Source organism: Amycolatopsis sp. SID8362 (assembly GCF_010550475.1).
Taxonomy (GTDB): domain Bacteria; phylum Actinomycetota; class Actinomycetes; order Mycobacteriales; family Pseudonocardiaceae; genus Amycolatopsis; species Amycolatopsis eburnea.
In genome coordinates this window covers 1-10,806 of the sequence record NZ_JAAGNB010001571.1, presented here as the reverse complement: position 1 = coordinate 10,806, position 10,806 = coordinate 1, and the positions used below count along the sequence as shown (strand labels likewise).

The following is a 10,806-nucleotide window of genomic DNA, read 5'->3' as shown; positions in this document are numbered from 1 at the left end:
CCGCCACCGCGGCGGCCGCGCGGTGGCGGTCCGAAGTGGACGAAATCGCGCCCGGCCGGTTCGCGGTGCTGGTGCGCGCCGTGGTGGTCGGGGCGCGTGCGGCGGCCACGGGGACCTTTCGTGCGCGGGTCCGCGACGCCCACGGCGGCTGGATCCTGCTGCACGCCGGCCGGCTGGTGGCCGGGGATGACGACGGCGAAACGGTGGTGACCGTCGGCCGCGCGTCCGGTGCCGAACTGCTGAGCGTGCTGTTCGCGGCCTACGGGCTGACCGCCCGGGAACGGGACGTGTGCCGCGAGGTGCTCGCCGGTTTGTCCACAGTGGACATCGCGGAGCGGCTGGCCATCTCGGCGCACACGGTGCAGGACCACCTGAAGTCGGTGTTCGGCAAGACCGGCGTCCGCAGCCGCGGGGAACTGACCGCGAAGTTGTTGTCGTGACGTGTCCGGGAATTGTCCTCCGACGATTCCCGGAACCGCGGGACCAGGGTGTAAATACCGTCCCCGGAATCGGCGAGCGCATGCTACGGTCTGCAAATTGCAGGTGGGCCGGAAATGCGCGGGTTTGCGCCGGAGGGAGCAGCATGTCCGACGACACCACGCGGTACCTGTGCGCGGCGTCCTACCTCGACCCCGGTTTCGGCACCCGGGCGATCAAGGAATTCCTCGTCGAGCCCACCCGGCCGGTCCCGGCGTCGCCGGGCATCGACACGGGCCGCGTGCTCACCGAGGCGGTGCGGGCGCGGGCGCGCCGGAAGAACTACGACGCGATCCTGGTGCTGCTGATGGCCGTCGTCGTCTCGCTGTCGTGGGACAACGTGCTGCTGTACGCCTGGATCGTGGTCTCGGTCCTGCTCGTGGCGGCGCGGGCGGGCAAGACGGCCTACGCGACGCAGCGCACCTTCAACCCGAAGACGCTCGTCGTGATCGGCTTTTCCGTCGTGGCGGTCTGGCTGCTGGTGACCTACTCGGATGTGCTCTTCGACGACGACCGCAGCCGGTACGCCGCGCGGTACGAGGACTACTACGACGAATCCTCGGGCGGCGACACGGCCCGGCTCGTCGTCGGCATCGTGCTCGCCGTGGTGGTGCTCGTGGTGGTGACGATCGAGCGGTGGTCGCTGTGGAACCTGCTGACGAGCCGCTTCCGGCGCCTCGCCCCGCCGTCGCCCGACACCGGCAGCCTCACCGGCGCGTTCACCGAAGACTTCCGCGAACAGCTCGCCCGGTTCCGGCGGGACGACGAATTCGCGGGTAGCCCCGGCGCGCCACTGGTGGTGTACCGCGGCTACAACCCCTTCGTGGGCGCGGGGTTCCGGCGCGCGGCCTGGTCCATGGCGATCCCGCTGGAGCGCGTCGAAGACGTCCCGGAATCCCGGCCGGAGCTCACCACCGAAGCGCTGTACGAAGGGATCCGCGCGGCGATCGGGAACCTGCGCAACTCCAGCGCGCTGTCCCCGGACCGCCGGCTGGCCGGGCTGACCGTGACCGAGGCGGTGTTCACCCCGGCCGCCGAGCTCATCGACCACCTGGCGGAGCCGGAAGCCGCGGCCTACCTGCCCGACATCGAGCACCCGCCGCACACGCGGCTGACCGAGGGACACGTCGGGCAGCTCCGGACCGAGCCGAAGGAATGGGCGCGCTACTACCTCTGCTTCCAGGTCGAAACCTGGGACCGGGAGCTCGTGCTGACGACGTTCCTGCACGTCGCGGTGGACGACACGACGCTGTACGTCGAGTGGACGCCGTTCATGCTGCCGCCGGTCAAGGCGGAGTACCGCGCGGTGGACAAGATGCGGCCGGACTCGCTGCGCCCGTTCGGGCAGGGCCTGCTGGCGTGGCTGGAGATGCCGGCGAGCCTGCCGGTCCGGATCGCGAACCTCGCGTCGTGGATCCGCCGGCCCGGCCGCGAGCCCGGCGTCCTCGACCCGGACCGCTACGGCACCGCGAAAACACTGCGGGAACTGGGATCGGTCAACCTGTTCACGGACTACTTCCAGCTCGTCGACATCGAACGCTACGAAAAGATCATCGAAAGCCGCCTCCTGCCGGCGATCGGCAAGCTCCTCGGCGACGCCGGGTTCTCGACGGCCAAGTTCGACGAGCAGGCGGCGGTCGTGATCAACAACGACATCACCATCGAGGGCGACAACCGCGCCCCGATAACCCAGACCGGGGTGCGCGGCGACCGGCGCCGCCGCCCGCCCGGCAAGCCCGAGGACGCGACCAGGACGGAGGCCTGATGGGACACCGGATTTCGAACAAGGTCAGCATCGGCGGCGACAACTCGGGCGACATCACCCAGACGGGCATCGACGGCGGCGGGGGAGAGGCCGCGGTCTCGGCCCTGCTGGACCTGGTCGAGCGCCTGACGGCCGAGGTGCGCGGCAAGGAACTGGCGAAGCAGGAGGTGCTGGAGGACACGCTGACCGACCTGACGGCCGACCTCCGCGCCGGCGACGCCGAGCCCGCCGTGGTGCGCAGCCGGTGGGAGAAGGTGAAGGGCCTGCTGGGCGGGCTGGCGCAGTTCTCGGAGCTGGTCGCGAAGATTTCGGACCAGGTCCAGAAGATCTTCACCTGAGTCCTCTTCGGACGGCGCGGCGATGTCATGAACGGGTCGTTCATGTCGTCTGGCGTCAGGGTCCCGGCAAAGTCGGTCGCCGGTGCCGTGAATGACTCATTCATCTCCTCAGACGATGCTGTTGGCGACTTCGGGGTTCGCGCCGACCGGAGTGGCCACCATGCCGACTGGAGCGGCCAACACAACGACTGGAGCGGCCAACACGTCCGGGTCTGCGGTGTGTTGGCCACTCCGGTCGCCGAAGTGGCCGTTCCGACACCGGTAGCACGGCCGCTCAAGCGACTTTGCCGCAACCCTGTCGTCTGGCGAGGTGAACGAGTCGTTCATGACATCACCCGGCGAGACTCACCCCTGCAGGAACTTGTGCAGCAGGGCCGTGACTTCGTCCGGGCGTTCCATCGACGGCAGGTGACCCGTGTCGGCCAGCTCGACCAGCTCGGCGGCCGGCAAGGACTCCGCCAGGTGCTCGGAAAGCTCGATCAGGCCGGGCGCGTCGGCCGTCCCGATCACCACCAGTGCCGGGGTCGTGATCTCCGCCAGCCGGTGCCGGGTGTCCGGGATCCGCTCCGTCCACTGTGGAGCCGTCCAGTCGTGCCGGTACACCTGCTCGCACATTTCCCGCACCAGCGCCACCATCCCGGCCGGCAGCACGGACACGTCCCGGGACGGGCCGGCGACCATGTAGCGGATGTTGGCGTCCGCCATCGCCCGGACGTCCGCCGGGTCGACGTCGCCTTCGCGGGCGCGGTAGCGGGCGAGCCGCTCGAGCGGCATGATCTCGGCCGTGAGGCGGGCGATGTCGGCCTGCATGTGGTCCGGCCACTCGTGCCCGGTGAGGCCGGAGCCGAGCAGGGCGATCCGGGTGATCCGCTCCGGTGCGGCGAGGGCGGCGTCCAGCGCGCACGCCCCGCCCATGGACGCCCCGACCAGCGCGGCCTGCTCGATCCCCCGGGCATCGAGCACGGCCAGCAGGTCTTCGTAGTGGGCGAACTCGCCGGGGCCGTCGGCGGTTTCGCCGAAGCCGCGGCGGTCGTAGCGGATCACCCGGTGCGTGGCGGCGAGCGCGGCGAACTGGGCGTCCCACATGCGGCGATCGCCGATCGCCGTGTGCAGCAGCACGACCGCGGGCCCCTCTCCCGCTTCGTCGTAACCGAACGCCGTCCCGCCCACCTCGATGACCGCCATGGAACCCAAGCTAGCGACACGACCACGTCACACACCGCACGTTTCGCTGAGGGCGAGCGGTTAGGGTGCGGTTCATGACCGACGGATTCCAGCTGACGCGCGACGGCGAGGTCGCGCGGCTGACCTTCACCCGGCCGGAGAAGATGAACGCCATCACCTACGGCATGTGGTCGGCGATCCCGGACGTGGTGGCCGAGGTGGAGGCCGACCCGGCGCTGAAGGTGCTGGTGATCGCGGGCGCGGGCAAGCACTTCTCGGCGGGCGCCGACATCAGCGAGTTCGGCGAGCTGCGCACGACGGCGGAGGGCGCGGCGAGCTACGACAAGGCGGTCGAGGGCGCGGTGGCGGCGCTGACCTCGATGCGCAAGCCGTCGGTCGCGATGATCCAGGGCAACTGCATCGGCGGCGGCTGCCAGGTTTCGGTCGCCTGCGACTTCCGCTTCGCCGCGGAAGGTTCGCGGTTCGGCATCACGCCGGCGAAGCTCGGCATCGTCTACCACTTCGACTCGACGCGCCAGCTGGTCTCCCTGATCGGGCCCGCGCACGCCAAGTACTTCCTGCTTTCGGGTGAGCTGATCAGCGCGGGCCGGGCCCGCGAGATCGGCCTGCTCAACGACGTCTTCCCGGCGGAATCGCTGGAGTCCTCGACGGCGGAGTTCCTCGAGACGCTGTGTTCGCGGTCCCAGGCCTCGATCCGCGGGATGAACCGCATCATCGAGAAGATCGTCGCCGGCCAGGAGACCTCGGACGCGGAGGTCGAGGAGATCCGCTCCGAAGCCCTGCACGGCGAGGACTACGCGGAGGGCGTCGCCGCGTTCCTCGAGCGCCGCCCGCCGCGCTTCACCTTCCGCTGATTTCCCCGCACCGAGCGGGAATCAGGCGTCCAGGTACTCGCGGAAGTGCTCGGCGACGACGTCGGTCACGCCCGCCGGATCGAGCCTGCCGTCGATTTCGATGACCCGGATGCCGCGGGCCCGCGCCGAGCGGACCGCCTGCGCGGCCAGCATCCGGTCGCGCGTCAGCCGGCTTCGCTGCTCCGGGATCGTGGGCTCGTCCGGCCGGTGGCGCAGCTGGTGCTGGCGGAACAGCTCGGTCGGCACGAGCACCACCATCCGGCGCGGGGAATCCACCAGCGGGGCCACCAGTTCCGGGTACAGGCCCCCGCCTTCGGCGACGATCGGACGCGGGGACTCCCACGCGCGCAGCTCGTCGAGCGCCCGCTGGAACCGCTGCTCGAACTCCGCCAGCACCGCGGTCAGCTGTTCGCCTGCCGGGGCGTCGCCGCCGGGCGCGGTTCCGGGGTGCGCGCGGTCGTCGTGGTGGTAGGTCGTCAGCCCGTGGCGATCGGCCAGCAGGCGCGCGACCGTGGACTTCCCGGTCCACGGGGCGCCGCCGATCCACAGCGCCTTGCGCAGGGTCCCGAACGGATCCGAGGTCATCGTTCGACTATTGCGGCACCGGCGGGCCGTGACCAGTGTTCCGGCGCCGGTTGAGCCGTTCAGCGCAGGGCCGGTCACCGCCCGTCGTCGTCGACGACGAGCACGGTCGAGCCGTCGGCGAAATCGGGTGGCCCGCCCAGCTTGAAGTGGAACCGCGAGCCCGGCCGGACCGCGGCGATCACCTGCGTGTCGGCGGTGTCGAGGACGATGATCGAGTGTTCGGCGGTGATCGGTTCCGCCCGCAGCACCTCCGGCACGACCGGGATCGGCAGCGTGCCGCTGACCGAGCCGCTGCCGTCGTCCTCGTCGTCGGAAACCGGTTCGAACGGCGGTGGCGGGACGAGCTGCGGGCGCCGCCGCCACCAGAGCCCGGCGAGCAGGCCGGTCAGCAGGCCGCCGGAGCCGCTGACGGCCGAGGCCAGCCCCACGCCGACCCCGGACGGCGCTTCGGCCACCACGGGGGCGGGCGCCGGGGGAGGAGCGGCCGGCAGCGGGCCGAACCGCACGGCGGGGTCCTGGGCGTCGTCGGGCAGCTGGAGCACCTGGCCGGGCTCGATCAGCGTGGCGTCGGCGAACGGCGTGCCGTCGGGCCGGGGTCTGCCCTGGTTGAGCCGGAAGATCTCCGGGAAGCGGTTCCCGTCGCCGAGCGCGCGTTCGGCGATCTTGAACAACGTGATGTCGTCCGGGTTGTCGGCGTGCGGCACGATGAAGTACTTGACCGACGGCGGGGGCGGCTCGGTCTGCGCGAGCGCCGGACCCCCGGCGAGCACGGCGAAGAGGACACCGGCGGCGCCGGCTTGCCCGGCCCGCCCGAGGACGCGGCGCACCGCGGAAGCCCGGTTTTCGGCCATGGTCGGCACCTCTCCCCGGCGACCCCGGCGGGTTCCGGTGTTGCCCCCTACACGGGGCCGGGGCGCACGCGGTTCAGATCTCGTCCCAGGGAACGGTTTCGTAGGCCTTCGCGAGCAACGCCACCGCGCGGTCCGCGGGCGGCAGGACCAGGTCGTCCACGGCGGCGACCGGACGGCCCGGGGTCTCGGAGTTCGTCACGAACACCGCGTCGAAATCGCGGAGATCGGCGGGCCGGACTTCGCGCGTCTCCTGCGGGACGCCGAGCCGTCGCAAGGCTTCCTTCTGCAGCAGCATGGTGATGCCCGGCAGCATCGCGGCTTCCGGCCACACGACCGTGTCGCCGGCCAGGAATCCGGTGTTCCAGATCGACGCTTCGCTGATCCGCCCGGCGTGGTCGACGAACAGCGCGTCGTCGAACCCGGCCAGCGCGGCCTGGCGGGAGTGGTGGATCAGCCCGAACGTGCCCAGGTGCTTCACCTGCGGCAGATCGCGCTCGTAGCGGACCGTCCGCAGGCGCAGCGGCGCGGGGTCGGGCGGGTGCGGCGGGAGCGTCCGGACCAGGATCTCCGGCTTCATCGGCTCGTCGAGCGAGCGCGTGAGGACCAGGACCCGCACCGAAAGGGCAGGTTCGCCCGCGATCGCCTGCCGGACGTAGGCGCGCACCAGGTCGACGTCGAGGTCGGTGCCGAACAGCAGCCGGGTGCTCGTCGCGAGCCGTTCGAGGTGCAGCGCGAGCCCGCGGACCCGCCCGTCCCGGACCTGCATCGCGGTGAAGTGGCCGTAGGAGACCATTCCCGCGATCGCGGCGTCCGGGCCGAGCGGATCCCCGTTCAGCTCGTAGCGGGGCGGCACTACTGGACGGTGACGCCCGTGAACTTGACCTGCTTGGTCGGCGCCCCGGTGCCGTCCTGCGGGTTCGGGTTCGCGATGCCCGCCTTGGCGACCGCGTCGAGCACCTTCAGGCCCTCGTCGCTGATGCTGCCGAACACCGAGTAGTCCGCCGGGAGGCCTTCGGCGTTGCCGTAGACCATGAAGAACTGGCTGCCGCCGGAGTTCGGGGCGGACGTCTTCGCCATGGCGAGGATGCCGCGGCCGTACTTGATCTCCGGGAACGCCTCGTCCGGCATCGTGTAGCCGGGGCCGCCCTGGCCGTCGGTCTGCGGGTCACCGGTGGCCGACGGGTCACCGCACTGCAGCATCTGCAGGCCTTCGGTGCCGAGCCGGTGGCACATGGTGTCGTTGTAGAAGTTCTGCTTCGCGAGGCTGATGAAGCTCTGCACGGCGCAGGGCGCGAGCGACCGGTCGAGCGTCAGCGGGATGTCGCCCGCGGTGCTCTTCAGCGTCACGTTCACCGTTCCGGTCGACGGGACGTTCTTGCCGTCCGGGGTGTTCACCTTCTTCGGCGCCTTGCTGCCCGTCGTGTCGGCCTTGAAGTCGCACGTCGTCGGGTTCGGCAGCGCCTTGGCCCGCTTCGGCAGCGCGGTGCGCTGCGTCGGGATCTGGACTTCGGTCGGCGGCGGAGTGGCCGACGACGACGACGCGGCCGCGTCGGTGCTGTCCCCGCCGTTGGCGCTGACGATCCACACCACCACGCCCGCGACGACGAGGACCGCCACGCCGACGACACCGGCGCCGATCCTCCGGCGTCGCTTCTGCTGCTCCAATCGGCGCTCGAGCTGCCTCTCGAGCTTGCGCTTCGCAGCTTCGCGGCGCTGCTGGTTGGTCGCCACCCCGTACCCTCCAGGTTTCCGCTCGTGTCACACGTCTGAGGTAGCGGCAGTGTATGGGCACAGCCTGTGAGGACCATGTACAGGGCCCGCTAGTCTCAACCCGATCGTGATCGGCGCCATCCGGCGCGGATGTCCGGGAGGCGTTCGGTGCTCGTCGTCGGGTTCGGCAGCGGCCCGCTGCAGGCCAACTGCTACCTGCTGGCGGAGGCCGCCGGCGGGCCGTGCGTGGTCGTGGATCCGGGGCAGGAGGTGGCCGGTCCGCTGGCCGCCGCGCTGGCCGAACACCGGCTGGTCCCGGCGGCGCTGGTGGCCACCCACGGGCACCCCGACCACGTCGCTTCGGCCGCTTCGCTGTCGGCCGAGCACGGCGTCCCGCTGCACCTGCACCCGGCCGACGCCCCGCTCCACGACGGCGCCAGCGTCCCGCTGGAGACCGGGACCTTCGCCGGGCTGGACATCGACGTCCGGCCCTCGCCCGGGCACACCCCGGGCTCGGTGGTGCTCGTCCTGGAGACGGCGGAAGGCGGCAGGCTCGCGCTGACCGGCGACACGCTGTTCGCCGGCTCGGTGGGCCGCGGCGACGTGGCGGACGCGGTGCGGGAGCTGCTGGCGGGCCTGCCGGACGACACGGTGGTGCTGCCGGGCCACGGCCCGGCGACGACGATCGGCCGGGAACGCGCGGGCAACCCGTTCCTCGCCGGGACGGGGGCGTGAGCATGACCGGGGAGCCGACCGAGCGGGTCGCGCTGTTCGAAGAAGACCCGCGCGGCCGCCGCCGTCGCGGGATCTCGGGCCTGATCGGCGTGGTCATCGTGGCCGCGGCGTTCGGCGGGGTCGCCGGGCTGATCGGCGGCACGGTGACCGGGCTGGTCGTCGCGCTCGTGATCGCGCTGCCCCTGCTGTACGTGATGGCGGTCAGCATCCGGCGCCGCGTCTGGCTGGAGGGCTCGACGCTGCTCGTGCGCACCTGGGGCCTGCGCCGCGTCGACCTGGTCACCGCGACCCGGCTCGACCTCGTCGTCGGCGACGTCCGGGGCAGCCGCACGGTCAGCCTGCTGGTCAACGCCGGGCAGCGCGGCAAGGTCGCGAAGGTCGACCTCGCGGTGTTCTCCGGGACCGGCGGGCGCGAGCTGGGCATCCTGCAGCTGCGGAAGCTGGCGAACGCGCTGATGAACAACACCGAGGCGAACGGCCTCGTCTTCGGGGAGCTGCTGGTCGCCGAGCTGAAGGCGGAGGCGCGCGGCTCCGGCGTGGCGGAGCGCCCGCTCTACCGGCTGGCGTCGGTGGCGCCATCGGGCAAGTACGTGCAGCGCTTCACGATGGAAGCGGTCAGCCGGTTCGTGGCGACTCTCGGCTGACGTCATCCTCGCGCAGCTGCTCGAGCTGGTAGACCAGCTCCGGCACCTCCTGCGCGATGTACGCCGCCAGGCGCTCGACGTGGTGCAGCGTGGCCCGGACGTCCTCCAGGGCGGCCGCGATGCGCGGGAGCGACTCCACGGCCTGGACGGTGGCGGTGACCACCCGCAGCGTGCCGCGGACCAGGAACCGTGGGCCGGCGAGCAGGAGCATGCCGCCTTCCTACCGCGTTCTCGCTGGTCCGGCACGCCCGGGGTGCTCCGGTGTTATGGGTGGGACGGAACGGCCTTCGTGGTGCTGCTGAGGTACGTCGACGGCTCGCGGGAGGCGATCAGCGCGGCCAGGACCGTCGTCACCGGGACGGCCGCGACGATGCCGACGCTGCCGGCGAGCGTGCGGATGATCTCCTGCGCGATCTCCTCGCTGCCGAGCAGCGCGCCCAGGCCGACCCCGGAGATCGACGAGTACAGCAGCACCGGCAGCGCGGCCCCGGCGTAGGCCATGACGAGCGTGTTGACCGCGGACCCGACGTGGTCGCGGCCGATCCGCAGGCCGGAGCGGTAGAGCTCCTGCCAGGTCAGGTCCGGGTTGGCGCGCCGCAGCTCCCAGACGGCGCTGGTCTGGGTGACGGTGACGTCGTCGAGCACGCCGAGCGCGCCGATCACGACCCCGGCGAGCAGCAGCCCGCGCGCGTCGATGCCGTGGCCGAGCGAGCCGATGAGCGTCGACGTGCTGTCGTCGAGGCCGGTGAGCGAGGCCGCGGCGGAGAAGATCGCGGAGAGGACCCCGATGAGCGCGAGGCTGACGAGCGTTCCGAGCACGGCGGCGGACGTTCTCGCCGACAGCCCGTGGGTCAGGTAGAGCGCGATGAACATGATCGCGCCCGCCCCGGCGATCGCCACGACCAGCGGGTTCTCGCCGGCGAGGATGGCCGGGAGGATGAACAGCGCGATGACGACGAACGACAACCCGAGCGCGACCAGCGCGGCGACCCCCTGCCAGCGGCCGAGCACGAGCACCGCGACGGCGAACAGCGCGGCCAGCACCAGCAGCGGCGTCCCGCGCTGGAAGTCGACCAGCTGGAAACTGGCGGGATCGGTGGCGTTCCCGCCGTTGTAGGCGAGCACGACGGCGTCCCCGGCGGTGAACCGCGGGGTGCTGGGCTCGATCGGGACGGTCAGCTTGAGCTGCTTCCCGTTCGCCGGCCCGTCGGTCATGGTGAGGTCGACGGTCAGGCACGGCTTCGCGTTCGGGTCGGTCTGGTCGCCGACCTGCACCTGACCCTGCGCGAGGCAGGGGCCGGTGTTGGTGGTGGTGATGTTCGCGTGCACGGGCGTGCCCTGCGGGACGACGCTCGTCGGCGACGCCTTGCCCCAGGGGTAGAGCACGATCATGCCTACGACGGTGGCCAGGGCGAGGGGGGCGAGCAGCCAGATCAGGAGGAGCTTGACCCGGCGGGACGCGGGGGCGGCGGGGCCGTGACCGTGCCCATGGCCGTGCCCGTGGCCGGTTTCGGGGGCTTGGACCGGAGGGTGGGTGCCGTCTTCGGCGGTGCGTTGCGGGCCGGTGTCGCCTCGGCGGGCGGTGCGCTGGGGGCCGGTGTCGCCCCGGCGGGGTCGGCGCGCCGTGGGGTCGGCTTGGTCGCTGGTGGTCGCGGTGCGCTG

Annotated in this window: 14 protein-coding genes; 6 read left to right on the top strand and 8 right to left on the bottom strand. The window is 71.8% G+C overall.

What is annotated here, in order from left to right; genetic code table 11:
* The 3 genes from G3I65_RS48680 to G3I65_RS48670 all read left to right on the top strand — a co-directional run.
* The coding region (locus G3I65_RS48680) for a helix-turn-helix transcriptional regulator (protein ID WP_160702377.1) at positions 1-440 on the top strand (440 nt) is incomplete at its 5' end.
* Between the two features lie 143 nt (positions 441-583).
* Positions 584-2,242, top strand: coding sequence for a hypothetical protein (locus tag G3I65_RS48675; protein ID WP_160702375.1), 1,659 nt, complete (start codon positions 584-586; stop codon positions 2,240-2,242).
* Positions 2,242-2,580: a hypothetical protein gene (locus G3I65_RS48670; RefSeq protein WP_160702373.1), complete on the top strand. Its 339-nt coding sequence runs from the start codon at positions 2,242-2,244 to the stop codon at positions 2,578-2,580. The genes G3I65_RS48675 and G3I65_RS48670 overlap by 1 nt, the downstream gene beginning before the upstream one ends.
* 108 nt (positions 2,581-2,688) lie before the next feature.
* Here G3I65_RS48670 and G3I65_RS48665 read toward each other — a convergent pair whose 3' ends face one another.
* Together G3I65_RS48665 and G3I65_RS48660 are read right to left on the bottom strand one after the other, a co-directional pair.
* A complete protein-coding gene (locus G3I65_RS48665; RefSeq protein ID WP_160702371.1) occupies positions 2,689-2,907 on the bottom strand; it encodes a hypothetical protein in 219 nt (72 codons plus the stop codon).
* An 18-nt stretch (positions 2,908-2,925) separates the two neighbouring features.
* Positions 2,926-3,765, bottom strand: a complete 840-nt coding sequence (locus G3I65_RS48660; RefSeq protein WP_160702369.1) for an alpha/beta fold hydrolase — start codon at positions 3,763-3,765, stop codon at positions 2,926-2,928.
* 74 nt (positions 3,766-3,839) lie between these two features.
* Between G3I65_RS48660 and G3I65_RS48655 the strand changes: the two genes are divergently transcribed.
* Complete coding sequence (locus tag G3I65_RS48655) at positions 3,840-4,619, top strand: enoyl-CoA hydratase/isomerase family protein (RefSeq protein WP_163046885.1); 780 nt, start codon at positions 3,840-3,842, stop codon at positions 4,617-4,619.
* 21 nt (positions 4,620-4,640) lie between these two features.
* Here the strand turns inward: G3I65_RS48655 and G3I65_RS48650 are convergent, their stop codons facing one another.
* From G3I65_RS48650 to G3I65_RS48635, 4 genes are all read right to left on the bottom strand, one after another.
* On the bottom strand, positions 4,641-5,204 hold the full coding sequence (locus G3I65_RS48650) for a hypothetical protein (protein WP_160702365.1): 564 nt from the start codon (positions 5,202-5,204) through the stop codon (positions 4,641-4,643).
* 74 nt (positions 5,205-5,278) lie between these two features.
* Positions 5,279-6,055 carry a LysM peptidoglycan-binding domain-containing protein gene (locus G3I65_RS48645; RefSeq protein WP_160702363.1) on the bottom strand — a complete coding sequence of 259 codons (777 nt, stop codon included), beginning with the start codon at positions 6,053-6,055 and terminating at the stop codon, positions 5,279-5,281.
* Positions 6,056-6,128: 73 nt separating this feature from the next.
* Positions 6,129-6,908, bottom strand: a complete 780-nt coding sequence (locus G3I65_RS48640; RefSeq protein WP_160702361.1) for an aminotransferase class IV — start codon at positions 6,906-6,908, stop codon at positions 6,129-6,131.
* On the bottom strand, positions 6,908-7,786 hold the full coding sequence (locus G3I65_RS48635) for a peptidylprolyl isomerase (protein WP_160702359.1): 879 nt from the start codon (positions 7,784-7,786) through the stop codon (positions 6,908-6,910). Before G3I65_RS48635 ends, G3I65_RS48640 begins: the two co-directional genes overlap by 1 nt.
* Before the next feature lie 147 nt (positions 7,787-7,933).
* Here G3I65_RS48635 and G3I65_RS48630 point away from each other — a divergent pair, with 147 nt between their 5' ends.
* Both G3I65_RS48630 and G3I65_RS48625 read left to right on the top strand, forming a co-directional pair.
* Positions 7,934-8,500 carry an MBL fold metallo-hydrolase gene (locus tag G3I65_RS48630; protein ID WP_160702381.1) on the top strand — a complete coding sequence of 189 codons (567 nt, stop codon included), beginning with the start codon at positions 7,934-7,936 and terminating at the stop codon, positions 8,498-8,500.
* A 2-nt stretch (positions 8,501-8,502) separates the two neighbouring features.
* Complete coding sequence (locus G3I65_RS48625; RefSeq protein ID WP_160702357.1) at positions 8,503-9,144, top strand: hypothetical protein; 642 nt, start codon at positions 8,503-8,505, stop codon at positions 9,142-9,144.
* On the opposite strand, the gene G3I65_RS48620 is transcribed toward G3I65_RS48625, so the two are convergent.
* Together G3I65_RS48620 and G3I65_RS48615 are read right to left on the bottom strand one after the other, a co-directional pair.
* Positions 9,116-9,355: a hypothetical protein gene (locus tag G3I65_RS48620; RefSeq protein ID WP_160702355.1), complete on the bottom strand. Its 240-nt coding sequence runs from the start codon at positions 9,353-9,355 to the stop codon at positions 9,116-9,118. The two genes, G3I65_RS48625 and G3I65_RS48620, sit on opposite strands and share 29 nt — an antisense overlap.
* Positions 9,356-9,408: 53 nt before the next feature.
* Positions 9,409-10,806 (bottom strand): YibE/F family protein (locus tag G3I65_RS48615; RefSeq protein ID WP_203612718.1); only part of this gene is annotated, 1,398 nt, incomplete at its 5' end.